This window comes from Diaphorobacter ruginosibacter (assembly GCF_014395975.1).
GTDB lineage: Bacteria > Pseudomonadota > Gammaproteobacteria > Burkholderiales > Burkholderiaceae_C > Diaphorobacter_A > Diaphorobacter_A ruginosibacter.
In genome coordinates this window covers 2,440,155-2,465,486 of sequence record NZ_CP060714.1, presented here as the reverse complement: position 1 = coordinate 2,465,486, position 25,332 = coordinate 2,440,155, and the positions used below count along the sequence as shown (strand labels likewise).

General features: G+C 63.8%; 25 protein-coding genes and 1 pseudogene. 13 read left to right on the top strand and 13 right to left on the bottom strand.

Annotated elements, in window-relative coordinates:
- The first annotated feature begins 524 nt into the window (after window positions 1–524).
- Window positions 525–1,589, top strand: a complete 1,065-nt coding sequence (bioB, locus tag H9K76_RS11120) for a biotin synthase BioB (RefSeq protein WP_187600290.1) — start codon at window positions 525–527, stop codon at window positions 1,587–1,589.
- Between the two features lie 75 nt (window positions 1,590–1,664).
- Here the strand turns inward: bioB and H9K76_RS11115 are convergent, their stop codons facing one another.
- The 3 genes from H9K76_RS11115 to H9K76_RS11105 are packed head-to-tail and all read right to left on the bottom strand — an operon-like array spanning window position 1,665 to window position 5,175.
- Complete coding sequence (locus H9K76_RS11115) at window positions 1,665–2,378, bottom strand: sulfite exporter TauE/SafE family protein (RefSeq protein ID WP_187600289.1); 714 nt, start codon at window positions 2,376–2,378, stop codon at window positions 1,665–1,667.
- On the bottom strand, window positions 2,375–3,814 hold the full coding sequence (locus H9K76_RS11110) for an amidohydrolase family protein (RefSeq protein ID WP_187600288.1): 1,440 nt from the start codon (window positions 3,812–3,814) through the stop codon (window positions 2,375–2,377). The genes H9K76_RS11115 and H9K76_RS11110 overlap by 4 nt, the downstream gene beginning before the upstream one ends.
- 20 nt (window positions 3,815–3,834) lie before the next feature.
- Window positions 3,835–5,175: a uracil-xanthine permease family protein gene (locus H9K76_RS11105; RefSeq protein ID WP_187600287.1), complete on the bottom strand. Its 1,341-nt coding sequence runs from the start codon at window positions 5,173–5,175 to the stop codon at window positions 3,835–3,837.
- Between the two features lie 22 nt (window positions 5,176–5,197).
- On the opposite strand from H9K76_RS11105, the gene H9K76_RS23585 reads away from it, so the two are divergent.
- Together H9K76_RS23585 and H9K76_RS11100 are read left to right on the top strand one after the other, a co-directional pair.
- Window positions 5,198–5,332 (top strand): hypothetical protein, encoded by a 135-nt coding sequence (locus H9K76_RS23585; RefSeq protein WP_281394199.1) that lies wholly within the window; start codon window positions 5,198–5,200, stop codon window positions 5,330–5,332.
- A gap of 117 nt (window positions 5,333–5,449) precedes the next feature.
- Entirely contained in the window at window positions 5,450–6,484 is a 1,035-nt protein-coding gene (locus tag H9K76_RS11100) for a LacI family DNA-binding transcriptional regulator (protein ID WP_187600286.1), read from the top strand.
- Between the two features lie 26 nt (window positions 6,485–6,510).
- Here H9K76_RS11100 and H9K76_RS11095 read toward each other — a convergent pair whose 3' ends face one another.
- Window positions 6,511–7,590, bottom strand: coding sequence for a tyrosine-type recombinase/integrase (locus tag H9K76_RS11095; RefSeq protein ID WP_187600285.1), 1,080 nt, complete (start codon window positions 7,588–7,590; stop codon window positions 6,511–6,513).
- Between the two features lie 89 nt (window positions 7,591–7,679).
- Between H9K76_RS11095 and H9K76_RS11090 the strand changes: the two genes are divergently transcribed.
- The 3 genes from H9K76_RS11090 to H9K76_RS11080 all read left to right on the top strand — a co-directional run bounded on the left by H9K76_RS11090 (window position 7,680) and on the right by H9K76_RS11080 (window position 11,417).
- Window positions 7,680–8,684: a DNA-binding protein gene (locus tag H9K76_RS11090; RefSeq protein ID WP_187600284.1), complete on the top strand. Its 1,005-nt coding sequence runs from the start codon at window positions 7,680–7,682 to the stop codon at window positions 8,682–8,684.
- A 193-nt stretch (window positions 8,685–8,877) separates the two neighbouring features.
- The gene (locus H9K76_RS11085; RefSeq protein ID WP_246475467.1) at window positions 8,878–9,612 is read left to right on the top strand and encodes a response regulator transcription factor; all 735 of its coding nucleotides are present in this window, start codon (window positions 8,878–8,880) and stop codon (window positions 9,610–9,612) included.
- 116 nt (window positions 9,613–9,728) lie between these two features.
- The gene (locus H9K76_RS11080; RefSeq protein WP_246475466.1) at window positions 9,729–11,417 is read left to right on the top strand and encodes a sensor histidine kinase; all 1,689 of its coding nucleotides are present in this window, start codon (window positions 9,729–9,731) and stop codon (window positions 11,415–11,417) included.
- A gap of 30 nt (window positions 11,418–11,447) precedes the next feature.
- Here H9K76_RS11080 and H9K76_RS11075 read toward each other — a convergent pair whose 3' ends face one another.
- Window positions 11,448–11,837, bottom strand: a complete 390-nt coding sequence (locus H9K76_RS11075; protein WP_187600282.1) for a nuclear transport factor 2 family protein — start codon at window positions 11,835–11,837, stop codon at window positions 11,448–11,450.
- A gap of 179 nt (window positions 11,838–12,016) precedes the next feature.
- Window positions 12,017–12,940, bottom strand: a complete 924-nt coding sequence (locus H9K76_RS11070; protein ID WP_187600281.1) for a LysR family transcriptional regulator — start codon at window positions 12,938–12,940, stop codon at window positions 12,017–12,019.
- Between the two features lie 62 nt (window positions 12,941–13,002).
- Between H9K76_RS11070 and H9K76_RS11065 the strand changes: the two genes are divergently transcribed.
- The 3 genes from H9K76_RS11065 to gloA are packed head-to-tail and all read left to right on the top strand — an operon-like array spanning window position 13,003 to window position 15,221.
- The gene (locus H9K76_RS11065) at window positions 13,003–13,923 is read left to right on the top strand and encodes an EamA family transporter (RefSeq protein ID WP_187600280.1); all 921 of its coding nucleotides are present in this window, start codon (window positions 13,003–13,005) and stop codon (window positions 13,921–13,923) included.
- 53 nt (window positions 13,924–13,976) lie between these two features.
- Window positions 13,977–14,753 (top strand): SDR family NAD(P)-dependent oxidoreductase, encoded by a 777-nt coding sequence (locus H9K76_RS11060; RefSeq protein WP_425489693.1) that lies wholly within the window; start codon window positions 13,977–13,979, stop codon window positions 14,751–14,753.
- Window positions 14,754–14,804: 51 nt separating this feature from the next.
- Window positions 14,805–15,221 (top strand): lactoylglutathione lyase, encoded by a 417-nt coding sequence (gloA, locus tag H9K76_RS11055; RefSeq protein ID WP_187600278.1) that lies wholly within the window; start codon window positions 14,805–14,807, stop codon window positions 15,219–15,221.
- Window positions 15,222–15,339: 118 nt separating this feature from the next.
- On the opposite strand, the gene eda is transcribed toward gloA, so the two are convergent.
- The 6 genes from eda to H9K76_RS11025 form a co-directional block, all read right to left on the bottom strand.
- Window positions 15,340–15,984: a bifunctional 4-hydroxy-2-oxoglutarate aldolase/2-dehydro-3-deoxy-phosphogluconate aldolase gene (gene eda, locus H9K76_RS11050; protein WP_187600277.1), complete on the bottom strand. Its 645-nt coding sequence runs from the start codon at window positions 15,982–15,984 to the stop codon at window positions 15,340–15,342.
- Entirely contained in the window at window positions 15,975–17,780 is a 1,806-nt protein-coding gene (gene edd / locus H9K76_RS11045) for a phosphogluconate dehydratase (protein ID WP_187600276.1), read from the bottom strand. Before edd ends, eda begins: the two co-directional genes overlap by 10 nt.
- 142 nt (window positions 17,781–17,922) lie before the next feature.
- Window positions 17,923–18,942: a TRAP transporter substrate-binding protein gene (locus H9K76_RS11040; RefSeq protein ID WP_187600275.1), complete on the bottom strand. Its 1,020-nt coding sequence runs from the start codon at window positions 18,940–18,942 to the stop codon at window positions 17,923–17,925.
- Window positions 18,943–19,022: 80 nt separating this feature from the next.
- A complete protein-coding gene (locus H9K76_RS11035) occupies window positions 19,023–20,303 on the bottom strand; it encodes a TRAP transporter large permease (RefSeq protein WP_187600274.1) in 1,281 nt (426 codons plus the stop codon).
- A 30-nt stretch (window positions 20,304–20,333) separates the two neighbouring features.
- The gene (locus H9K76_RS11030; RefSeq protein WP_187600273.1) at window positions 20,334–20,858 is read right to left on the bottom strand and encodes a TRAP transporter small permease; all 525 of its coding nucleotides are present in this window, start codon (window positions 20,856–20,858) and stop codon (window positions 20,334–20,336) included.
- Complete coding sequence (locus H9K76_RS11025; RefSeq protein ID WP_246475465.1) at window positions 20,855–21,460, bottom strand: gluconokinase; 606 nt, start codon at window positions 21,458–21,460, stop codon at window positions 20,855–20,857. The genes H9K76_RS11030 and H9K76_RS11025 overlap by 4 nt, the downstream gene beginning before the upstream one ends.
- Window positions 21,461–21,641: 181 nt before the next feature.
- Between H9K76_RS11025 and gntR the strand changes: the two are divergent.
- Window positions 21,642–22,669 (top strand): annotated as a pseudogene (gene gntR, locus H9K76_RS11020) (HTH-type transcriptional regulator GntR).
- Window positions 22,670–22,744: 75 nt separating this feature from the next.
- On the opposite strand, the gene H9K76_RS11015 reads toward gntR, so the two are convergent.
- The gene (locus H9K76_RS11015; RefSeq protein WP_187600272.1) at window positions 22,745–23,287 is read right to left on the bottom strand and encodes an OmpA family protein; all 543 of its coding nucleotides are present in this window, start codon (window positions 23,285–23,287) and stop codon (window positions 22,745–22,747) included.
- 73 nt (window positions 23,288–23,360) lie between these two features.
- On the opposite strand from H9K76_RS11015, the gene H9K76_RS11010 reads away from it, so the two are divergent.
- The 3 genes from H9K76_RS11010 (at window position 23,361) to pdxH (ending at window position 25,301) form a co-directional block, all read left to right on the top strand.
- Complete coding sequence (locus H9K76_RS11010; RefSeq protein WP_187600271.1) at window positions 23,361–23,954, top strand: gamma-glutamylcyclotransferase; 594 nt, start codon at window positions 23,361–23,363, stop codon at window positions 23,952–23,954.
- 83 nt (window positions 23,955–24,037) lie between these two features.
- A complete protein-coding gene (locus H9K76_RS11005; RefSeq protein ID WP_187600270.1) occupies window positions 24,038–24,568 on the top strand; it encodes a superoxide dismutase family protein in 531 nt (176 codons plus the stop codon).
- A gap of 82 nt (window positions 24,569–24,650) precedes the next feature.
- Window positions 24,651–25,301: a pyridoxamine 5'-phosphate oxidase gene (gene pdxH, locus H9K76_RS11000; RefSeq protein ID WP_187600269.1), complete on the top strand. Its 651-nt coding sequence runs from the start codon at window positions 24,651–24,653 to the stop codon at window positions 25,299–25,301.
- Window positions 25,302–25,332 lie beyond the last annotated feature (31 nt).

The window sequence follows — 25,332 nt, the reverse complement described above, 5'->3', positions numbered from 1 at the left end:
GCAGTCAGAATCCCATTTACCCGCCTTCAGCTTTGCGTGGGCTTATCCGCCTGGCATTGCACCAAAGTGAGCCTTGCCACTGCTACTGGACATTGGCGCAGCAATCGCAAGATCGGCGACGACATCACCATCACCAGCCACCGTATTCGCCGTGGCGGTTATCGAGCACGTCGCCGAGTTACCTCCTGCAGCGAGCATGGCAAGCACCGCTGAGCGTGATCGTGCCCGTAGCGCCCGTGCAGATGGAAGTCTCGCCGCCTTCCGGCCGTTCCGGGGTACTCGCAACTCCCGCGTCGGATGCGTGCAATTCGCCCATGAAGCCCGCGGGTTGCCGGCAAATTGATCACGCATTGGCGAGATGAATCTAAAACGTCATCAAAATTCGGCATTGTGCGCGCAATTTGCCGTCAAATTCGCTGAAGATGCAGGCGCTTGAATTGGGGCATGTATTTTCATGCGGGAGTCACCTGACAGGGAAGTTTGCCCAACACAATGCGGACGTCCCCACAAGGAGCGCAATCCGTATGCAACAAGCAGCACAATCAATCCAGGAGCCCGTGGTTGCAGAGCAACCCCTGCATTTCCACACGTCCGTGGTCAGGAAATCCGAACCGTCGCGGCCAGCGGCCTGGAGCGTCGAACAGGTGCAGGAGCTGTTCGACATGCCATTTCTCGATCTGCTGCATCGCGCGCAGACCGTGCACCGTGAGTATTGGCCGCAAGGCGAGATCGAGCTGGCAACCCTGCTGTCGGTCAAGACCGGTGGCTGCCCGGAAAACTGTGGCTATTGCCCCCAATCTGCCGAGTTCGACACCGGCGTGGCCGCCGACAAGCTGATGAGCGTGGAGGAGGTCAGGGCCGCCGCGCAGGCCGCCAAGGACGCAGGAGCGACACGTTTTTGCATGGGGGCCGCATGGCGCGCGCCCAAGGACCGGGATATCGAGAAGGTCAGCGAGCTCATCGCGACCGTCAAGGGTCTTGGCATGCAGTCGTGCGCCACGCTGGGCATGCTGGCCCCGCACCAGGCGCAGGCGCTCAGGATTGCCGGGCTGGACTACTACAACCACAACCTCGATACCGCGCCAGAGTACTACCGCGATGTGGTGTCCACCCGCCAGTACCAGGATCGACTCGACACGCTGCAGGCCGTGCGCGATGCGGGTATCAGCGTGTGCTGTGGAGGCATCATCGGCATGGGCGAGGAGCCCGTGCACCGTGCCGGACTGATCGCGCAGCTTGCCAATCTCGGCCCGTATCCGGAGTCCGTGCCCATCAACAGCCTGGTGCGTGTTCCAGGCACGCCGCTCGCAGACAGCGATCCGGTCGATCCGCTCGACTTCGTGCGCGTGATCGCCGTGGCACGCATCACCATGCCGAAAGCACGGGTGCGCCTGTCCGCCGGCCGGCAGCAGCTCGGCGAAGCGGTGCAGGCCCTGTGCTTCCTGGCGGGCGCCAACTCGATCTTCTATGGCGACAAGTTGCTCGTCACCGGAAATCCCGAGGCGAGCGATGACGCGAAGCTGCTGAACAAGCTGGGCCTGCGGACAACGAAGTCCCAGGTATCTTCGGAGGATTCTGGCTGTTGCTGATTGCATGCGGAGCGCATTGACGACTTCGGCGACAGGCCGGACCTGTACGCCCGTGCACGCAGAGATCCGCAATGCCTAGAAGGCCTTCACGAGCAGAACCAACCCGGAGACGATCGCAAAGGCCTGCACGAAAAATCGCATGACGCGGGCGCTGATGCGGCTGTGCACGAAACGGCTGGCGAACATGCCGACGAACAGTGCGGGCAACAGGATCAGCGTGGCCTGCAGGTGGCTTGCCTGCACTTTTCCCATGAAGAACAGGAAGACCAGCGAAATCACTTCGCCGACGATGAAACACACGGCAATGGTTGCGCGCATCTCGGCCACCGGACGATGCTGCAGCGTGAGCGCGAGCGGCGGGCCACCGATGCCGGTGGCCGTTTCCGTGATACCGGTGATCAGTCCGGCCGCCACCAACGCCATGATGCCTGGCGCAAACGCCGGAATGAACCAGGTCACCACAGCTGCGGCAATGGTGGAGGCGCCGACGAAGATGGCCATGGCCTGGGCGCTCAGCACGACCAGCACTGCGAGCCCGCCGAATGTCCCCACGAAGCGCCCGAGACTCACCCAGCCCACGCTGCGCATGTTCAAGGCGTGACGCTCGCGCCAGGCGACGTAGGCGTTGAGCGGCAGCATCAGGATCAGCACGCATACCGGCAGAAGGTCGGGCTGCATCAGCATGAGCACCGGCGTGACGATGAGCGCGAAGCCCAAGCCGCTCGCACCCTGAACGAATGCCGCCAGCGCCACCGTCATGGCGGCGATCATCAGTTGTTCGTGGCTCATTGCAGTTCGGGACGTGCCGGGTAGACCGAGGTGCCGGCAACCGTCTGCCGGCGATGCTCCGAAGCGGTGGGGTGCAGGCGCTGAATGGGCGCCTGTGCGATGGCCTCGCGGGCCTTGTCCGAGACCTTGCGCATCAGCGCGCGGGCGTCCCAATCGACGGGCCAGCCATTGAACAGGCGCATGCGGCCATCGACGAAGCTGGCGACGATCTGGTCGCGCTGGGCCAGGCGCACCAGGTCCCAGGTAAGGTCGACACTGGAGCAGAGCTCGGGCGTATCGACGTCCACGATGAGGAAGTCCGCGCGCTTGCCGGTCGCGATCTCTCCGATGCGCGAAGACTGGCCGATGGCCCTGGCGCCTTCGTGCGTCGCGTGGTCGAGCCAGGTCCACCCGCCGCCGCTTGATGTGTCTCCGATTGCCATCGCGAAAGCATACTTCTGTGCTGCCTCGGCAGCATCCACCAGGCGGAAAGCATCCGCGCGAGTGGAGTCCGTGCCGAGCGCGAACCGTATGCCCATGGCCGCCATCATCGTCGCGGGCGCGACCGCATTGCCTTTCCAGGCGCTGGCCACCGGGTTGTAGCTGACGGCGGTGTCGGTGCTCCTGAGCAGCATGAGTTCGGCAGGGGTGACCAGGGTTGCATGCGCGATCAGCGTCTGGGGGCCCAGGGCCTGCACGCTGGCGAGGTGCTCGATAGGCCGCATGCCGCGTGCCACGACCGAACGCTCGACGGAGGCAAGATGTTCGTTCACATGGGTCTGGAAGATCGCACCGGCTTCTGCGCACATCCTTGCCACCTGGTGCAGCATGGCGTCGCTCGCAACTTCGGGAATCGAGATGGCGAGCGAGGGGTGCACGAGCGCATGGTGTTCATAGTCGCTCAGGAACTTGGCGGCTAGGCTGGTCACCTCGTCACGGCGCTGCTGCGTGCTGTCGTTGCCCCCGTCATTGCAGATGATGCCGAGCACGCAGCGCAATCCTGCGTCGGACGTGGCGCGTGCAACGGCACCGATCTCGCCCTTGGCGCGGGTGCCGGCATCGCACACCGTCGTGAAGCCGCCGCGCAACGATTCCAGCGCGGCCAGCTTGGCGCTGTCGTGCACGAACTCGTCGTCGAGGCTCGATTCAAGCGGCACCCAGACACGGCGGAAGATCTCGGACGGCTCTCCATAGGCCAGTGACTTGCCGAACGACTGTGTCAGGTGATGATGCCCGTCGATCATGCCGGGCATGACCAGCTTGCCCGGCAACTCCACGCTTGGCACATGGGCGTGGCGCGCGGCGAGGATGGCCGTCGGCCCGATATCCGTGAACACGCCATCTTCCACCAGCACGGAGTGACCAGGGACGAGGCCGTCGCGTAGCAGCAGATGTTCGGGGTGCAGTAGCAGCGTGCCGCTTTTCAGGGATTCGGCGAGGGAGGGATTCTGAGGCATGGTCTTGGATGTTCCGAAGTTCAATGGGCGGCGGGCGCGCGCTCTTGCGGGGTGTCGCCTGCGCCGTTGAAGACAAGGTTGAGCACGACTGCGGTGATCGAGCCCATGGCGAGGCCATTGCCCAGGATGGGCTGCAGTGCCGCCGGAGCCTGGCTGTAGAAGCCGGGCACGAGGATGGGGAGCAGACCCATGGTGAGGGCACCCGCCAGTACGTACATGTTGGAGCGCGAATGCAGGTCGACGCGGCGCAGGATGTCGATGCCGATGGTGCCGATGATGGCGAACACCATTACCGCGGTTCCGCTCACCACGGCTGCAGGAATGGCATTGGCCAGGCGGCCGAGCGGGGCGAACAGGGCAATCACGATCAGTATGGCGCCCGCCACGGCGGTCACGTGCCGCGAGCGCACCTGTGTGGCGCGCAGGATGCCGATGTTCTCGCCGCTGGTGATGATCATCGACGTGCCGAAGAAGCCACCCATCAACGACATCACGGCATCGCCACGAATGGTGCGCGGAACCAGGGCGCGTGGATTCTCCTTGCTGCCGACGATCTCGGCCACGGCCATGGTCTGGCCCGTGGCTTCCACCATCGAGATCACGCTGAAGACCAGCAGAGGGACAGCCGCAGCCAGATCGAAGCGGGGCATGCCGAAAGGCAGCAGCTGCGGCAGGCTTAGCAACGGGCCGCTCGCCACATCCTGCAGCGGAAGCTGGCCGAGTGCTGCGGCCAGCAATGTGCCGGCCACCAGTCCCAGCAGCACGGCGAGCTGGCCGGGCGTGCCCTTGAGCGTGCGCGCGAACAGCATGGTGAAGCCGATGGTGGCCAGCGCCAGCCCGATATTGAGGGGACTTGCGAAATCCGGTGTTCCGGGCTTGCCCGCCACGATGCCGCCATACACCTTGAGCAGATTCACGGACACCAGCAGGAGCAGGGTGCCGATCACGATCTTCGGAAAGAAACGCAGCAAGCGCTTGAACACCGGCAGGATCAGAAAGTAGAAGAGCGAGGTCAGGATCACCGCGCCGCAGGCGGTCTGCAGGTCATAGTGCTGCGCAATGCCTAGAAACATAACGATCGGTGCGCCACCGGGAACCATCACGAAGGGCAGCCGGGCTCCGAGGCCCAAGGGGCCGAACGACTGCAACAGGGAGCCCAGTCCGCACATGAGGAAGGTGGCGCTGATCAGATTGACGGTCAGGTCGGCCTGGAGACCAAGCGCCTTGGCGACCAGGAAGACCGAAGTGATGGGCACCGCAGCCATGACCAGCACATGCTGTAGTCCGAAGAGCAGCGTCTGTGAGGCGGTCAGGGAGGTGGGCTGAGCGGATTCGGCGTCTGGTGTATCAATGTTCGACATGCGCAATCACCTGAATGGAAGAATGAAACTTTCCCAAAACGATTTGGGTATTGAGCAAAAACAAGCCGCTAGGGATGCGGCGGTGGAACGGATGAGGCTGGCGCGAAAACTGGAGTCGCTTGCAACAGGTCTTGAAGTTCACTTCATTGACTTATAGCAAGTAGGCCAATCTTATACCCAAAACGATTTGGGTTGCAACGAAGTTACACTTTGGACATCGCCGCCTGGGACGGTCCATCCGTTCGCAGGCATCACTGCACAAGGAAAGTTCTGCATGACCAGCACACGCCCGTACCGCATCACCATCTCCGATGTGGCCCGTCGCGCGGGTGTGTCTCCCACCACCGTATCGCATGCGCTCAATGGCCGTGGCCAGGTTGACCCACAGACGCGGCAGCGGGTGATCGAGGCGGCACAGGAACTGGACTACCGCCCCAATCGCCATGCGCAGCGGTTGCGCACCGGCGGCGCCAGCATGATCGCGCTGATGTCGTCCATGCCCTACGCCGTGGCGGGCGGCGCTTCGCGGCTGGGCTTTCTGATGGAAGTGGCATCTGTGGCCGCAACCAGTGCGCTGGAGCGAGGGCTGGCGATGGTGCTGGTGCCGCCGCTGGCATCAGGAGCGTCGCCGCTCGACATGCTGGACATCGACGGCGCACTGCTTGTGGAACCCTCCGCCGATGACCCGCAGCTCGCCTCGATGATTGCCAAGGGCCTGCCCGTGGTGTCGATCGGCAGGCCGGGCAGTCCCGATCTCGATGACGTGCCCTGTGTGGATCTGCGCTCGGCGGAGACGGTCGAACTGCTGCTTGGCCACATGCTGGAGCAGGATGCCCAAAAGATCGCGCTGGTGCTTGGAACGGCGCAGCGCAACTCCTATATGGAGGCCGAGGATGCCTATCTGCGGATGATCTCGCGCACGGGCAGGCCCGACATCCGGCTTAGAGTGGACGAGGCGTGCGGCGAGCACGGCGGAAGGGAGGCGGCCGAACAGCTTCTGAGCACGCACCCCGACATCGATGCCATGCTGATCCTGGTGGATGCCTTCGCCGTCGGGGCCGCCCAATATGTGCAGGAAACCGGCCGCAGGGTCCCCGAGGACATGTTGATTGCCACGCGCTATGACGGCATCCGGGCGCGCACCTGTGAGCCCGCGCTCACGGCGGTCAATATGCATCTGGACGAGGTGGCGCAGCAGGCCACCAGCCTGCTGTTCGAGCGGCTCAGCGGGCCTGTCACCAATACCCGTTTGCTGAGTCCGAGGCCCGAATTGGTCATCCGGGCATCCACGCTGCGCAAGGCGGCGTAAGCACGTTCTCGGGCCTTGGTGGCCTGTCAATCCATCAGCTTGGCGGCCTTGGTGATGCCCGAGGGGCGGTAGTAGCCGACCACGCTGGCGACACTGCGATGTCCCGTCATTGCCATGGTGTCTGCCAGGGGAACATTCTGTGCGGCGGCTTCCGTCACAAAGCCTGAGCGCAATGAGTGCGCGGAAAACGTGTCGGGGAGGCCAGCCAGCTGTGCGCGGTATTTCACGATGTCGCGCACGGCGGAGGGCAGAAGGGCTCCCCCCAGGGTGCCGCTCTTGCGCACGCTCCGGAATACGGGACCATCGGTGATTCCTGCTGCGCTCAGCCAGTCCGTCAGCGCCGCCGCCGCCACGCCAGCGATGGGTTTGTGGTTCTCGGGGCGGTCGGCCGCATTCTGATTGGACTTGGAAAACGCCAGGGTGAACAGGTAGCCGTCGGTTCCGTGACGGCGCAGGTGGCGCATTTCAGCGCTTGTCACTTCCGAGCGTCGCCTGCCACCGGTTGCAAACGCGAAAAGCAGGAGGGCGCGATCCCGCAAACCCCGAAGGGTGCCATCGCAGGTGTCCAGCATGGCCGACAGAGGCTCGCGCGTGAGCGCATCCTTTTTCTGGGGCAGGTCGCCGCGCTTGCCATAGGCGCGGCGCGTACGGGCAAGCAGTTCACGCACCTTGGGGTCCTGGCAAGGATTTTCCATCTGGCGCAGCTGGTGCGCCTTGGAGAGCACGGACACGCGATGGGTGAGGGTGCTCAGCGACATCGGCCCGGGCTTGCCCTTGAATTTCATCCGTACGAGGTATTCATCGACCACCTCCGGCAGCTCGTGCTGGAGGCCTGCCGCGGTCATGCGCTGGGCGTGATCCACCACGAACTGCAGCACCACGCTGGCCGGAACGGGCAGGGCCATCGGCTGCCCATAACGCAATTGAAACCAGGCGGCCCAGTAGCGCAGGGCAGTTCGGTAGCTGGCGAGGGTATTGGCGGATTCGCCATCCCTCAGCAGCTCATCGACAGCTTGCGAGGCGATTTCGGACAGTTTCTGCGGGTTCAGCACCGGGCTGGCGCTCGAATCAAAGGCAAAAGGCTGGATAGGGTAGTTATTTTGCATATTTACTACATATCATGTATTGTTTATTATAATACACACTACAAAATTACGATAATCTTCATTTATCGTAGGTAATTTAGGATGTGCACATGGAAACGCAATTGAGAAGTGTCAGGGGCCCTCGTGGTGTTCAGATCGAGGATGTCTGGGGCGCCGCCGACGTCGTGCTCAACCGCGGAGAACGTCCCACCATCGAGAGAATCCGCCAGCAACTGGGTCGCGGCTCGCCCAATACCGTGGGCCCCATGCTCGACAGCTGGTACGCCACATTGGCCCGGCGCCTGAAACCCGAGGCGGCGTCAGGGACGAACACAGGTGCCGCGATGCACGGCCCGGCGGTGGACGGAGAAGATGCATCGGACCTGCCGGCACCGGTGCTGCGCGCAGCCAAAACACTGTGGGGCAGGGCGCAGCAACTCGCGGAAGATGCCGCGCGCACGGCTTTCGAGGTCCATCAGGCATCCCTGGCCGATGCCCAATCACGCCTGGCCGCGGAAAAAGACGCGTTCGAGGAGGAAAAGCAACGTTTCGCGGAACGTGCCTCCGCCCTGGAAGCCGCCTTGTTCGCCAAGGACCAGCAGATCCTTCAAACAGGTCGCCAGTTGGAGGAACTCAAGCACATGCTGCACGTCAAGACGGAAGAAGCCGAACAGCTGCGCTCCGACCTATCCAAACAACGCATTGCCATGGATGCGATGCGTCAGTTCACACAGGCCAAGGATGAAGAACACCGCAAGGAGCGCGAGCGATTGGAACAACGCGCCACGGCGCAGGAGCACCGCTTGCTCACCGAAATCGACCGCGCCCGTCAGGCGGCGCGACAAGCAGAACTCCAGCTGGAAACATTGCAGAAACAGTCGGCGCGCCTTCTCGCCGATGCCGAGGAGCGCGGCACGCACCTGGAAGAAAAACTGTCCGGCCTTCACGAGGAAAACGCGACCTTGCTCAAGAACTTGCTCCAAACCCGGGAGTTGCTGGAGCAGCAGAAAGCCCAGCCTATCGGGCCGGCGGTGTCGGATTCAGGCGCGACCCGCAGCATTCGCCTGCGTGCAAAGGCGCCCGTGATTCCGAAGAAGACGCGGCTCAGGCGTTGATGACCTTGATGGGCCTCGGGCTTGCACGGTCTCAGAAAGGGACGCGTCTGAGATGCAGTGTTGGAGGGGACGGCTCCAGGGTTGCTGAGCTGCGATTATGTCATTTAACATAATATACATCGTATCTAGTAAAACAAGGACTGCACGTCCATCGTAATGATGTGCAGTTCAATCGACTACCAACATACCTGAAATGCGTGATGGCATCGCGCTCGGCTTGCGCCAGAATATGCCAATGCCCGCTACGCCACTGCCCCCTCTTTTGGTCGACGATGACCCGGCCATGCTTGCTCGGTTGGGCTCGGTGTTGGCGTCCATCGGCATCGCGTCGCACGGACAGTTGCATGCCAACTCGATCGCCCAGGGCCAGGCGTTGGCGACTGCGGTGGGCGGTGGGCTGAAGCCGCTTGCCATGGCTCTGGTCGACCTAGGCCTTCCCGACGGCTGCGGCATTGATCTCATTGCCTGGTTGCGTGAGCAGAGCGAGGGGTTGCCAATCCTGGTTGTCTCGGCCTGGAGCACCGAGGAGATGATTCTCGGTGCGCTGCGCGCCGGCGCCAATGGCTATGTCCTCAAGGAGCGCGACGATCTGGAGATTGCGCTGTCTGTTCGTAATGTGCTCAAGGGCGGCGCACCCATTGATCCCTTCATTGCTCGGAGAATTCTGGACCTGGTGGGCCGCTCGACTGACGAGCGGCCGGTCGCCGCGCGCTCCTCCGACCCGGCGCAGCACTATGCGCTGAGTGAGCGTGAACGACAGATACTCGACCATGTTGCCGCTGGCATGAGCAACCGTGAGATTGCCGAATGTCTGCATTTATCCCGATGGACCATCGACACGCATATCCGACACATCTACGACAAGCTGGCCGTCAGCTCGCGCACCCAGGCGGTGCGGCGCGCGCGCGAACATGGTTTGTTGCGCTGATTTGCCTGGCTTGGCTGTGCATCGCCACGGCCCAGGCCCAAGCTTCACCCTGGCCGGGTACCGCCGAGGCGGCACGCTCGGACTGGAATGCCTTTCAGCCTCCCGAGACGGGCTGGGTGCCAGTTTCCGTGCCCAACGACTGGACCCGGCAATGGCCCGGCCATGACGGCGTGGTCTGGTACCGCTTGCAGTGGGACATCACCGATCCGCCGCAGACCCAGGGGCTGTACATCCACTACCTCATCCATGCGGGTGTCATCTCGGTCAACGGCGTGGAACTGCAGCGTGACCCGAGCCTCGTCGAGCCCCTGTCGCGTACGTGGAACAGGCCGCGCTTTCTGCTGCTGCCAGCGCCGCTGTTGCACACTGGCCGCAATGAGTTGCTGATCCGCGTAAGCGGCTACCACGCCTACCAGCCAGCGCTGGGGCCGGTGGAGATCGGCCCTCCCGAACCTTTGCGGGCAGCCTATCAGCGCAGCTATCTTGTACGGCAAGACCTGAATTGGCTGCATCTGGGCATGGGCGCCACGCTGGGGTGCTTCTTCCTGGTTCTGTGGTTGATGCGCCGGCAGGAAGCCGCCTATGGCTGGTACGCCGCGCGCCAAGCCGCATGGGTTGCCTTCACGCTCAACTTCGTCAACACCAGTCCCTGGCCGTTTGGCAACACCGGCACCTATTCGGCGGTCACTTCGGTCGCCTACGTGCTCTACCATGGCTGCAACGCCATGTTCGTGCTGCGCTTCATGGGGCGCAGCTGGCCGCGTCGAGAGGCAGCCTTGTGGCTGTTGATCGCCCTCGCCTCCGCCGCCATGTTGATGGCACCCCATGAGCAGTTGCGCCTGATGCGCAACGTACTTGCCTGGGCCTCTTCCGCCCTGCTGCTCACCACGGCCTGCGTATTCGGGTACCTGGCCTGGAACGGCGGCAATCTGGTACAGCGCCTGTTGTCACTGACCGCTCTGGCAGGCGCGCTGGCGATGGTGCACGACTTGCTGGTGTTCACACGCATCATGGACGACAACTTCTACCTTGCGCCCTACACCGAACCCCTGGCCACCATTGGCATCGCGCTCACACTGGCCTGGACCTTCGTGACCAACACCCGGCGTATCGAGAGCTTCAACGACGAGATGCACCATAGTGTCACCAAGGCCCGTGCAGAACTCACAGCCTCGCTCGCTCGCCAGCATGAGTTGGAGTTGCAGCACGCCCGCCTGGGCGAGCGCGTCAATCTCGCACACGACCTGCACGATGGTCTGGGCGGCATGTTGATTGGCAACATCACTACGCTGGAACGCACAAATGGCCCGCTGCCTCAGGACCAGGTGCTGGACATGCTGCGCGGCATGCGCGACGACCTGCGGCTCATCATCGACACCGCCTCGGCACAGCACTATGGCGAACTATCACTGGGTGAGCTGTTGGCACCTCTGCGCTATCGCATGAGCCAGCTGTTCGAGCTGCACGACATCGACGTGCACTGGCAGGTCTCGGACATCGACCGGCTGCACCTGGGGGCCACGCGCAGCCTGGATGTGCTGCGCCTCCTGCAGGAGGCATTGACCAACGCCTTCAAGCACAGCCGCGCCACACGGGTCCATGTGACGCTGGCCCGCCAGGCGCGGGAACTGGAGCTTCAGGTGTGGGATAACGGTCAGGGCCTGGCTCCAGGCGCAGCCAGCGGCACCGGCCTGCGCAGCATGCAGGTTCGCGCCCAGCGCCTGGGCGCGCAGCTTTCAGTGGACTCGCAAGGTAGCGCCACCACCATCTCGCTGCGCGTGCCTTTGCCGGATGTGCAGGCGTGACGACGGAGATATAACGGTCACCTGGGGGGATCAAGCCACCTGCGCGTGGAATGCCTTGTTGGCGATCTTCCAGCCTTGCTGGGTCTTGAGCAGCACAAAATAGTCAGTGAAGGTGATGTTGCCGTGAACCAGTGTGACCTTGGCGCTTGCGGCCGTGCCTGCGATGTCCAGCGTGTCGATGGTGCGGCGGCGTGTGGCCTCGTCGGCGGCCGGGGTGTTCTTGAAACGCTGGCAGTAGGTGTCCAGGTCCCACGACGTCAACGGGCCTTCGCGCACGCTCTCCAGTCGCGCTGTGGGCATGAATGCGGCGCGCATGTGCTCCGCATTGTCTTCGGCGTGGCCGCGCATGTATAGCTCCAGCGGCGCGCGCACTGCGGCTTCTTCGGGGTGATCGGTGAGTCGGTTCGGTGTGTTGCTCATGGTGGTGTCTCCGGGAATTTTGCGGGGAGGAAGAATGGAACGGAAGCGCCCGCACGGCAGCGTGTTGTGCTGGCGTGGAAAGCCATGGTAGTGCGCGGCCGGGCGGAGATTAGCGCCACGGTGGTCATCATTGCTTAACGTGGTTCGCCACGCTGCCCCGCCCTGTTACCTTGCAGGTATCAGAGCAGAAGCGTTCCGACCTGCAGCTTCTTGAACATCGTCGAAATCAGGTCGCGCATGGCCAGCAGATCCGCGCGCCGGCTGCCTTCGAAATGCCAGTTCAGGCCGAAGGCATAGCGAGGGAATGCCACGGGGCATGGCGACGACTCGAAGATGCCGAGCCGGCACAGGGCATCCGCTGCGTGGCTTGGGATGGTCGCCAAGTGGGGGCTCCCGCGCAGCAGGAATGGCAGGCCGGCAAAGTGCGTCGTGGCGGCACCCACCGTTCTCTTGAGTCCATGCTCGGCCAGCACGTCGTCGGTGATGCCTGTGATTCCGCTGAACGACACCAGCAGGTGGTCGCAGTCCAGGAACTCCTGCAGCGTGAAAGCCCCCTGCCCGGCTCGCGTCGCGGGATCGAACACGATGCGGTAGTCCGAGCTGCCAAGGGATTGGTGGCGGATGCGTGCGTCCCCCAGGCTGCCGGAGACCAGGGCCAGATCGAACTCGCGGTCATGCAGCGCGGCGGCGGCCATGGCCGCGTTGGTCTGGCGAAAGATCAAACGTGTCCGTGGCAATTGCTCCCGCACAAGACGGAGGATTTCCGCGCCGAAGGCCATCTCGAAGTCATCCGAGAGACCGATGCGGAACAGGTGGGTGGGCTGGCTGCGGGCGTTCTGCGCAGGCTCCAGTGTTTCGCCGACGATGCGAAGCGCCTCGGAAATGGCCGGCTGCAGCAGGATGGCGCGTGGCGTGGCCTGCAGCCCGCGCTGCGTGCGCCGGAACAACGGGTCGCCATACAGCAGGCGCAGGCGCTTGAGCGAAGCACTGACCGCCGCCTGGCTCACCCCGAGGCGCGCGGCGGCACGCGTGGCATTCAGCTCGCTGGCCAGCGCCTGGAAGACCTTCAGCAGATTGAGATCGACGCCCTTCTCATCAATCATATTGATATCTGTAATCTTTGCTATTTGTGCAAATTATGCCAAGTACGTCCTACCATGTTCCCATGAAGCGCCAACACATCGCCCTGGCCGTCATGGTGGCGGCCATCTGGGGAGTCAACTTTTCGGTCATACGCATCGGCCTGGGCTCGTTCCCGCCTATTTTTCTGGTGGCGGTGCGATTCATGATCGTTGCTCTACCGGTGCTGTTCCTGCCGCGGCCCCAGGTGCCGTGGCCGAGGATGGTTGCCATCGCCACCACGCTGTTCATCGGCCAGTTCACGCTGCTGTTCCTGAGCATGAGCCACGGTATGCCGGCAGGCCTGGCCTCCGTGGTGTTGCAGGCGCAGGCATTTCTGACCATGGGCTTTGCCGCACTTCTGTTCAAGGAGCGGCTTCGCGGGCAGCACGTTGCCGGCATGCTGCTCGCCTGTGCCGGGCTTGCACTGATCGCCAGCACGGCCGGTGGCGCGCAACTCAGCCTGCTGGGCTTTGTATTGTGCGTGGCTGCCGCGGCCTGCTGGGCCATGGGCAATGTCTTGCTGCGTGGAACCGGCTCGGCCGACATGATGGCGTTGATGGCCTGGCTGAGCCTGGTGCCTCCGATTCCTTTGTTCGCGCTTTCGCTGGTGATGGAAGGGCCGGGCCGCATCGCACATGCCGTCACCCATATCGATGGTGGCGGAGTCTTTGCCGTTCTGTACCTGTCCATTCTCTCGACCACGGTGGGCTATGGCGTATGGGGCAAGCTGATCCGGCAATACCCTGCGGCCCAGGTCACGCCCTACGCGCTCCTGGTGCCGGTGTTCGGCATGCTGGCTTCGGGAGTACTGCTGGGGGAGCGCTTCAGCGCGCAGCAGTGGGGAGGCGTTGCCATGGTTCTGATGGCACTCGCCGTGCTGCTGGGCTCGCGCGCCTGGCTGGGGCGGCTGATTGCCCGTCTGGTTCAGCTTGTCGACAGATCCACTGACTCCAGGCCCTCCTGATTCTCCTATTGGCATATTCACGCGACTTCGCTAGCCTTGTGCGGATGAACTCCATGAACAAGAATTCCATCAACTTCGGACTGAGTGGCCGGGTCTGCATCGTCACGGGCGGAGCCCAGGGCATTGGCGCCGCATGCGCCCAGCGGTTTGCCTCGGAGCAGGCCCATGTCATCGTCTCGGACGTGAACGATGAGGAAGGCGAGAAATGCGCATCCCGCCTGGGCGCCACCTACCTGCACTGCGATGTGGGCGACAAGCAGCAGGTGCACGCTCTTGTCGCCAGCGTCATGCAGAAGTTCGGCCGCATCGATGTGCTGGTCAACAATGCCGGCATCTTCAAGGTGGCGGACTTTCTCGATATCGAAGAGCACGATTTCGACGCCGTGCTGCGTGTGAACATCAAGGGCGCCTTTCTCATGGGCCAGGCGGTGGCACGTGAAATGGCCCGCCAGGGTTCGGGCAGCATCATCAACATGAGCTCGGTGAACAGCGTGCTCGCCATTCCCAATCTGGCCAGCTACAACGTCAGCAAGGGGGGCATCAACCAACTCACACGCGTGATGGCACTCGCGCTGGCGGACAAGGGGGTGCGCGTGAATGCGGTGGCGCCAGGAACCATCGCCACCGAACTGGCGGCCAAGGCGGTACTCACCAGCGAGGAAGCCAGGAACAAGGTGATGAGCCGTACCCCGATGAAGCGCCTCGGAACCCCCGAGGAGGTGGCGGACGCGGTCGCCTGGCTGGCCAGCGATGCGTCCAGCTATGTGACGGCGGACATCATCACGATCGATGGCGGACGCATGGCGCTGAACTACACGGTATCCGTGTGAGCAAGAAACCCACGTGGCCCATGGATCACCGGTTGGCGGCAAAATAGCGACATGCGACTACTCCACACGATGCTGCGCGTTGGCAATCTCCAGCGCTCTATTGATTTCTATACCAAGGTGCTCGGCATGACGCTGCTGCGTACCTCCGAGAACCCAGAGTACAAGTACTCGCTTGCCTTCGTCGGCTATGAAGGCGGCAACCCGGGCCAGGCCGAGATCGAACTCACCTACAACTGGGGTACCGAGAGCTACGACATGGGCACGGCCTACGGCCATATCGCCCTCGGCGTGCCGGATGCCTATGCCGCCTGCGAGAAGATCAAGGCCAACGGGGGTAACGTCACTCGTGAAGCGGGCCCGGTCAAGGGCGGCACGACCGTGATTGCTTTCGTGACCGATCCTGACGGCTACAAGATCGAGCTCATCGAGCGCAAGGAAGACCAGGGCGCGGGTACCGGCCTGCGTTGAGTGTTCCTTCCGGCTGACGCCGCCAGCCCATGAAGCAACGGAAATAAGAAACGGCGATTCCCGAACCATCGGGAATCGCCGTTCGTCATTTCGGAGCGGCCGGATTCGGATCGCCTCGTCAGGCCACCGATTTCCTGAGCGCGGCCGTATCGCGCGCCAGTTGCGTGATCAGCGCCCAGTTCTTCTGCGCTACGGCCTCGGCCGGTACCAGCCAAGAGCCGCCCACGCAGACCACGTTCTTGAGCGCCAGAAAATCCGCGGCGTTGCTGGGGGAGACGCCACCCGTCGGGCAGAACTGAACATCGAAGAAAGGTCCCTGCCACGCCTTGAGCATGGGGATGCCGCCAGCCTGCAGGGCCGGGAAGAACTTCATCTGACGGAACCCGGCTTCATGGGCCATCATCACCTCGCTGCCGGTGGCAACGCCTGGCAGCAGCGGGAGCTTCACGTCCTGGCAGGCCTGGGCCACCGCGTCGGTGAAGCCCGGGCTCACCGCAAAACGTGCACCGGCATCGACAGCGGCCTTGGCATCGGCCGCGCTGCGGATCGTTCCGGCGCCGGCCACCGCTTCGGGTACCTCGCGCGCAATCGCCTCGATGCAGGCGAGAGCCTGGGGCGTGCGCAGCGTCACCTCGAGCATGCGGATGCCGCCCGCGACGAGCGCCTTGGCCATCGGCACGGCATCGTTGATGTCATCGAGCACGATGACGGGGATTACGGGCGCGTCCGACATCACGTCGAGCGCCGTCAGTTCTAGAGCCATGAACAAGCACCTTCTTCTGCGCTCAGCGCATTGCGGCGAAAGCCTGCGAACAGCTCGCGTCCCCAGCCGTGGCCATTGGCGGCCAGCTCGGCTTCGGGGGCGGCTGCGGTCGCGCGGCCTTGCCATTGTTCGGCGGACACCAGCACATCCAGCGTGCCGGCCACCGCATCAAGGCGAATCATATCGCCGTCCTGCACCTTGGCGATCGGTCCGCCATCGAGTGCTTCCGGGCTCACATGGATCGCCGCCGGGACCTTGCCGGAGGCACCGCTCATGCGGCCATCGGTGACCAGCGCGACGCGGAACCCCTTGTTCTGCAGCACGGCCAGCGGTGGCGTGAGCTTGTGCAGCTCGGGCATGCCGTTGGCCTTGGGGCCCTGCCAGCGCACCACGCAGACCACGTCGCGATCGAGCTCGCCCGCCTGGAATGCCTTCTGCAGGTCGGCCTGGGAGGTGAACACCCTCGCCGGGGCCTCGATGACGTGGCGGTCCTCGGGCACCGCCGAGACCTTGATCACGCTGCGCCCGAGGTTGCCCTTGAGCAGCATGAGGCCCCCGGTGGGCTGGAATGGATCGCTGGCCGGGCGCAGCACCGAGTCGTCGCCCGTCATGCCGAGGTCAAACCAGTGCAGCCGCCCTTCCCGCTCGTCCGGAACCCGTGTGTACTCGCGGATGCCGCCGCTGCGCACCGAGAGCACGTCCTCGTGCATGAAGCCCGCGTCGAGCAGCTCGCGAATCACGTAGCCCGGGCCGCCTGCCGCCTGGAACTGGTTCACGTCGGCGCTGCCATTCGGGTAGACGCGCGCAATCAACGGCACCACCGCCGAGAGCGCAGAGAAATCGTCCCAATCGATCACGATGCCTGCGGCGCGTGCCACGGCCACCCAGTGAATCAGGTGATTGGTGGACCCACCGGTCGCCAGCAGCGCCACCATGGCGTTGACGATGCAGCGCTCGTCCACCAGCCTGCCAATGGGCGTGCAGGTCTTCTGCAGCACCGTGCGCGCCGCTTCGCGGGTGAGCTCGGCGCGCATCTCGTTGCCGGGGTTGATGAATGCGGTTCCCGGCACATGCAGGCCCATGGCCTCGAGCAGCATCTGGTTGCTGTTGGCGGTGCCGTAGAAAGTGCATGTCCCTTCGGCGTGATAGGCATGCATTTCCGCGTTGAGCAAGGTGTCGCGGCCGACCAGGCCCTGGGCCGCCTGTTCGCGCACCTTGGCCTTGGCATTGTTCGAGAGCCCGGAGGTCATCGGCCCGGCCGGTACGAACACGGTCGGCAGGTGGCCGAACTGCAGCGCCCCGATCAGCAGGCCCGGCACGATCTTGTCGCACACGCCCAGCATCAGCGCCGCGTCGAAGACGTCGTGCGACAGCGCCACCGCCGTGCCCATGGCGATCACGTCGCGCGAGAACAGCGACAACTCCATGCCCGGTGTGCCCTGGGTGACGCCGTCGCACATCGCGGGCACGCCGCCCGCCACCTGTGCCGTCGCCCCATGCAATCGCGCCTCGGCCTTGATCAGGTCGGGATAGTGCTGCAGAGGTGCGTGCGCCGACAACATATCGTTGTAGGCGGTGACGATGCCGATGTTGGGTGCCCGCTCGGCCACGACGCGCAATTTGTCGTTGCCCGGCATGGCCGCAAATGCGTGGGCCACATTGGCGCAGCCCAGGCGGTCGGCGCCGCGGTCGCGGCGGGCGTGGAAATCGACCTGTTCCAGATAGGCCTTGCGGGTCGGTGCGCTGCGCTCGCGTATGCGCGCGGTGACTGATTCGATCGTGGGGTGAACTGACATGCTGATCGGCCGTGGGGGCCCACGGCGGTTATGGGGGAAGCCAATGGTCATCGTACTGCGCGATGCCACGCCAGACGACGAAAAGCCTGCATTGGACAGGCAGGCTTTTCGTTTCGTTGCTCAGGGAGTCGACTGGCTGATATTACTTGGCCGCGCGTGCCTTCTGCACAGCCGCGTTCACGTCATCCCAGGTCGATTGGCCGACCGACTTGGCGATATTGGCGTTCACGCTGGTCAGCTTGTCGCGCATGCGCGTCACTTCGGCCGGAGCCAGCTCGTTCACCTGCATGCCCTTGGCCTTGAGGTCAGCCAGGGCCTTGGCGGCTTCCTCGCGCGTGTCCTGGCGCTCGAAGTCGCGGCTCTTCACCGCCGCATCCTGCAGCACCTTCTTTTCGGCCGGCGTGAGCTGGTCCCACCACTTCTTGCTGACGGTGACGATCCAGGGGCTGTAGACGTGGTTGGTGACGGTAAGGTACTTCTGCACCTCGTAGAACTTGCTCGACAGCACCGTGTTGTACGGGTTCTCCTGGCCGTCGACCGCACGGGTCTCGAGGGCTGTGAACAGCTCGGAGAACGGCAGCGGCACGGCATTGGCGCCAAGGGCCTTGAAGCTGTCGAGGAACACGTTGTTCTGCATGACGCGCAGCTTCACGTCGTTCAGGTCTTCCACCTTGGTGACCGGGCGCTTGCTGTTGGTGAGGTTGCGGAAACCGTTTTCCCAGTACACCAGGCCGACCATGCCCTTGGCCTCGAGCTTGGCCTTGACCTTGTCGCCCTCGGCGCCGTCGAGCACGGTGTCCGCTTCCTTGGCGGAAGAGAACAGGAACGGCGTGTCCCAGATGCCCATTTCCGGCACCAGCCCCACCAGCGTGGCGGTCGAACCCACCATCATCTCCTGTGCGCCGCCGATCAGTGCCTGCTGCATCTGCGTGTCGGAGCCCAGCGATGCATTGCCGATGGCGCGCACCTTCATCTTGCCGCCGGTTGCCTTCTCGACTTCCTTGGCGAACATGCGCACGGCACGGCCCTGGTTGGAGTCATCGACCAGGCCGAAGCCGAAGCGCACGATGCGTGGCTTGAAGTCCTGTGCCTGCGCAAGGCCGGCCGTGGTGGAGGCGACAGCGGCAACGGCCAGGGCGCACAGGGTGAATTTGATTCGCATAGGAGTTCTCCTCTTTCGAAAAAATGGGGAAAGCCGACAGGCGTGGGGGTAATGAAGAAAGGACAGGAAACGAAACGGCGTCAATGCATCCACGCCAGGGGCGCGGTCACGATCTGCGGGAACACGATGAACAGGATCAGGAGCAGCACATACATCACGAGGAATGGCGTGGTGCCCATGATCACGGTCTCCATGCGGATGCGGCCCACGCCGGCAACCACGTTCTGCACCGTGCCCACGGGCGGCGTGATGAGGCCGATACAGCCCACGTAGATGAACATGAAGCCGAAGTAGACCGGGTCGATGCCCGCCTTCACCGCGAGCGGTGCACACACGGGGCCGAAGATCAGGATCGTGGGCGTCAGGTCCATTGCGGTGCCGACGACCAGCAGGAAGACCATCATGAGCGCCATGAACCATACGGGGTTGCTCATCACGCCGGCGAAGCTGTCGGCCAGCATGTTGGGCAGGTCGGCCAGGGTGATCATGTAGGCCGTCACGGTGGCCGCGCCGCACAGGAACATCACCACGGCCGTGGTCTTGCCGGCGGCCAGGAACACGTCGTACAACCGCGCCCAGGTGAGCTGGCGGTAGACGAACATCGACACGAAGAGCGCATACACGGCGGCCACCACGGCCGCCTCGGTTGGCGTGAAGATGCCGCCCTTCAGGCCGCCCAGGATGATCACGGGCATCATCATGGCCCAGAAGCTCTCCACCAGCGCCTTCATGCGCTGGCCCCATGGCACGCGCGGCATGGCGGGAAGATGGTTCTTGCGGGCGATCCACCACCAGGCGGCGATCAGGAACACGCCCATCATCAGCCCGGGCACCACGCCCGAGAGGAACAGCTTGCTGATGGAGGTGTTGGTGGTCACGCCGTAGATCACGAACGGCATGGACGGCGGGATGATCGGCGCAATGATGCCGCCGGAGGCGAGCAGGCCCGCGCTATAGCCGGGCGGGTATTTCTGCTCGCGCATCATGGGCAGCAGAATGGTGGCCAGAGCGGCGGTGTCGGCAATCGCGGAGCCGCTCATCGACGCCAGCAGCACGGCCGCGCCAATGGCCACGAAACCGAGGCCGCCACGGATATGGCCGACGAAGGCGCGCGCCAGGTCGATGATGCGGCGCGACAGTCCGCCCGCGTTCATCAGCTCGCCTGCCAGAATGAAGAATGGCACCGCCAGCAGCGGGAAGTTGTCGAACCCCGCCTGCAGGTTCTGAGCGAGCAGCTGGGAGTCAAAGAAGTCCAGGTGCCACATCAGTGCGACACCGGTGAGGATCAGCGCATGCGCAATGGGCATGCCGATGACCATGCCGCCGATCAGCACGGCCAGGAAGATGAAGGTGACGATCATGTTGTCGGTTCCTTTGTGAGCGTCAGGGCATCATTCGACTTCTGCGCCGTCCGTCGCCGGCGGCTCGCCGCGCAGCATGTCGACCACGACGCAGACCAGCAACCCCACGGCCAGCACCAGCGTGGCCGCGGCCCCCAGCGCGAGGGGGTAGCCCAGCACCGTGCTGTAGCTGTCCAGGCCTGCCTTCACCTGTTCCCAGGAACCGATCAGCAGCAGGACCATGCAGCCCGCCACGAGAAGCTGGCTGATCCAGAACAGCACTTTCTTCGGTGCGCCCTTGAGGCGCGACGTGACCATGTCGAAGCCGAGGTGCTTGCCCTCGAATGCGGTGACGATCGCACCCACCGCCACGAGCCAGACGAACAGCAGGCGCGAGACCTCCTCGTACGAGACGATGCTGGTTGCGAACACGTAGCGCAGGACCACGTTCACGAACACCGCGATCACCATGCCAGCCAGGGCCAGCACCATGAAGTGTTCGGCCATGCGCTGGACCAGGGGCTTGCGCCGGGACGCCTCTGCGCCTTTGCTTTCAGGGTTTGCGGAAGTGTTCATGGGTGCGAATCCTTCGATGAGATGGAGGCGGCGGGATCGGCTGCTGCGCCAATCCACCCCTGCTGCCCGGCCCAGGCGACCACCTGCGACTGCAGGGTTGCAATGGGCAGCATGGCATTCAACGCGAGCACGTCGGCCTCGTCAATCGGGCGCTCCAGCGTCGAGAACTGGGTGGCTACCAGCGTGGGCGAAAAGAAGTGGCCCGGGCGCGACTGCACGCGCTGCAGTGCGTCTTCGTAGGACAGGTCGAGAAACGCGAATCCCATCCGGGTATTGGCGGCCCGCAGCCGGTCGCGGTATTTGCGACGCAGCGCCGAACAGGTGAGCACGACACCGGCCGGCCCGCCCTCGCCGGCTGTCACGGGCTGCGGTGCCAGCAGGTCGGCCAGGCGGTCGAGCCATCCTGCCCGGTCTTCGTCGGTCAGCGGAATGCCGGCCGACATCTTCTCGATATTGCTTGCCGGATGGTAGGCATCGCCTTCGAGCAGGCGCCAGCCAAGCGCGGTGGCACAAGCCTGCGCAACGCTGGATTTTCCGCACCCCGACACGCCCATCACGACGATGGCCGGAGTGCTTTGGTATTGGATAGCGCTATCCTGCATAGATAAAACAAAAGTGCGTGAATGCGGAGGCATGTGATCACCCTGCGACGGAGCAACTGGCTCACAAAGCTGTGGTGATGACGTTGGCTACATTCAGCACACTAGAAATAAATTAGACAAAAAGCTTTCGGATAGCGCTATCCTAAGCCACAATCATCAGGAATCCGCTAAGGAGTTACCCTTGATAGATGCCCAGAAAAGAAGCCGGCGCGCCAGCGGTCGCGTCACGCTGGCCGATGTGGCCCGGGCAGCCGAGGTCAGCCCGATCACCGTCTCCCGAGCGCTGCGCGGGGAGCGCAGCGTGGCGCCGGAGCTCATCGAGCGTGTTCGCAAGGCCGTCGAAGAGCTGAACTATGTGCCCGATCCCGCAGCACGCGCCCTCGCCTCCCAGCGCAGCACACAGGTGCTGGTGCTCGTGCCGCTGCTGTCGAACAATCTTTTCGTGGACGTGCTCGAAGCCATCCACCGCTCCCTTTTCCCCCTGGGTTTCCAGCCGCTGATTGGCGTGACCCACTACGACACTGCCGAAGAGGAGTTGCTGCTGCGCACCTATCTCCCGATGCGTCCGGCAGGCCTGCTGGTGACCGGGTTCGATCGCAGCGAGGCCGCTCGGCAGCTGATCGCGCGCAGCGGCGTGCCCTGTGTGCACATGATGGAGATCAGCAAGGCACCCCAGGTCGGCTGCGTGGGCTTTTCACAGGCCGATGCCGGAGCCGCCATCACACAGCACATGCTGGAGCGGGGCTATCGCCGCATTGCATTCGCCGCCGCCCAGCTGGATCCGCGCGTGATGCAGCGTGCCGAAGGCTACCGCCAGGCGCTGCGGCAGGCCGGCCTCTACGACCCGCGCCTGGAACTCCTGAGCCCCGAGCCCTCCTCCATGGCGTTGGGGGCAGGCTGTTCCAGGATGTGCTTGCCCAGCACCCCGACGTCGATGCCGTCTTCTTCTGCAACGACGACCTGGCGCAAGGTGGGTTGCTGGCCGCCAACAGGCTGGGCATCTCCGTGCCCGGGCGCGTTGCGATGGCAGGTTTCAACGACCTTGCGGGAAGCGACCAGATGGTGCCGCCCCTCACCACCGTGCGCACGCCGCGCCGGCAAGTGGGCGAGGCCGCGGCGAAGATGCTGCTGGAGCTGATGCGCGGGCAGATGCCGCGCTCGCATGCCGTGGAACTGGGCTACGAACTCGTGGTGCGGCAGAGCACCTGAGCCTGCCAGAGAGGCGGCCCGGCAATGAAAAAAGCCCGACGAATCGGGCTTTTCAGAGGAAGGAAACCTGCAGCTTCAGGGAACCAGCGTGACTTCCACGCGGCGTGCCTCGGCATTGGTGCCGGATGCCTGCGATTGCTCGGGCTTCTTCAGGCTGATCTTGTCTTCGGCCACACCCAGGGACTTGAGCGCGTCGGCAACGGCCATGGCACGCAGCTTGGCCAATTCCTGGTTCTTGGCCAGATCACCCGTGGCGTCGTGGTAGCCCGAGACTTCGGCCTTCTTGCCGCCCTCAACCACGCCCTTGATCACTTCGACCAGCGCGGTGTTGGCGCCCGGAGCGACCTCTGCCTTGCCGGAGGCGAAGTAGAACTTGACCACGCCGTTGTCCATCACGACCACGGAAGCGGCATCCTCGGCAATCACATTGCCGGACGCGCTGACGGCGGTCAGCTCGACGGTCTTCGCTGCCACCGGCTTGGCAGCAGGAGCGTGGGCAATGCCGCGCTTGTAGACCACCACGCCGACGACGGTCGAAACCACCAGGGCGATCAAGGCAAAGAGAAAACCCAGGGCAAAGCGCTGCTGGCTGTCGTCGTCGGAACTGTTGAAGGACATGAGTTGGACTCCGTTGATGATTGATTCGTGATATGTTGGAAGGACAAAACCCGTCGATTGTAGTTTGCTTGCCATGTCGTTGACTGCCGTTCCTGTTCGTGATCCCGCACCGATGCTTGAAACAGCCTTGCAAGAATGGGGTGGCAAGGATGATTTGTGGGTATTTGGCTACGGTTCGCTGATATGGCGACCTGACTTCGACTTCGTGGAGCGCAGGGATGCCAAGGTCTTCGGCTGGCACCGCGCGCTCAAGATGTGGAGCCGCGTGAACCGTGGGACCCCCGAATGTCCGGGCCTGGTCTTCGGCATGCTGTCGGGCGGCAGCTGCCGCGGCGTGATCTTCCGAGTGGAGAGGTCGCGCGGCGAAGATGTCATGCGCGCGCTGTGGCTGCGCGAGATGACACTGGGCGTGTACGACCCGCGCTGGCTTGAATGCCATACGAGCGAGGGGCCCGTCAAGTCGCTGGCCTTCACGCTGTCAAGGAAAAGCCCGAGCCACACGGGCCTGTTGTGCGACGATGAATACCGCCGCATCTTCAGCGAGGCCAGCGGCAAGTTCGGCACCACGTTCGACTATGCACGCGCAACGCACGAGCAGTTGCTGCAGATGGGCATCGAGGATCGCGCGCTCGCGCGGTTGCTGAGCCTTCCCCACAAGGGAAGCTGATGCCTCATACAGCCGCTGCTCGGGGCTGCGAGCGCGCGCACTGTCACTGTGCTTCCCTTCTTCTAACAAGAGGTGTTTCCATCATGTCCATGCGAATCAGTCTTACCCTTCTCGCCGCCGCTGCCGTGGCAAGCCTTGCGGCATGCTCGTCGGTCTCTCCGACCAAGCCTCAGGCATCGGCCGAGCTGCAGGCAACGCGCGGCAATAACGCCAAGGGCACCGTGCGCTTCATGCAGACCGCCGACAACACCCTGCTGGTGACGGGTGAGATCTCGGGCCTCAAGCCGAACTCGGAGCATGGCTTCCATATCCATGAAAAAGGCGACTGCTCAAGCGGCGATGGCATGAGCGCAGGCGGTCACTTCAATCCCACGGGATCCGCCCATGGGAAGTTCGATGCGGATGCGCACCATGGAGGCGACCTGCCCAGCCTGCGCGCGGATGCCAATGGCGTGGCGCGCTTCAACACCGAACTCAAGGGCATCAGCCTTGCTCAGGGCGCGGCAAACAATGTCGTTGGCCGTGGCCTGATCGTCCACGCGGATCCCGACGACTACAAGACCCAGCCCACGGGCAATGCCGGTGCGCGCCTGGCCTGCGCGGTCATCAAGTAAGTCCTTCGCGAGGAGCCGGGACCACTGCAATCCCGGAGCCACTTTCGCGTCTGGGGAGCGGCAGGCGAGGCACAATAGCCGCATGACCACTCCCCTCTCCTCTCATATCGCCGATCTGCGCAAGAGCTACGAGCGCGCGGAGCTCAGCGAGGACGCATCGCACGGCGATCCACTCCAGCAGTTCGACCAGTGGCTGAACGAGGCTATTGCGAGCCAGGTGCCCGAGCCCAATGCGATGACCGTTGCCACCGTGGGCGGCGATATGCGCCCCAGCACGCGTATCGTGCTGATCAAGGGGTACGACGAGCGTGGCATTGTCTGGTTCACCAACTACGACAGCCGCAAGGGCCAGCAGATCGCTGGCAACCCGTTCGCGGCACTGCAGTTCCATTGGGTCGAGCTCGAGCGCGTGGTGCGCATCGAGGGCCGCGTGGAGAAGGTCAGCGCCGAAGAAAGCGACGCCTACTTCAACAGCCGGCCGCTGGATTCACGCATCGGCGCGTGGGCCAGTCCCCAAAGCCAGGTGATCGCCGGCCGCAGCGTGCTGGTGGCCAATGCGGCCCGGTATGGCGCCAAGTTCATGCTGAACCCTCCTCGCCCACCACATTGGGGTGGCTTCAGGCTGGTGCCCGACCGCTGGGAATTCTGGCAGGGCCGCAAAAGCCGCCTTCATGATCGCCTGAGCTACCGCCTTGATGGCGGCGAATGGCTGCGCGAGCGCCTGGCCCCCTGACCCCTGACCACAAGCCACGCCAGGGTTGCAC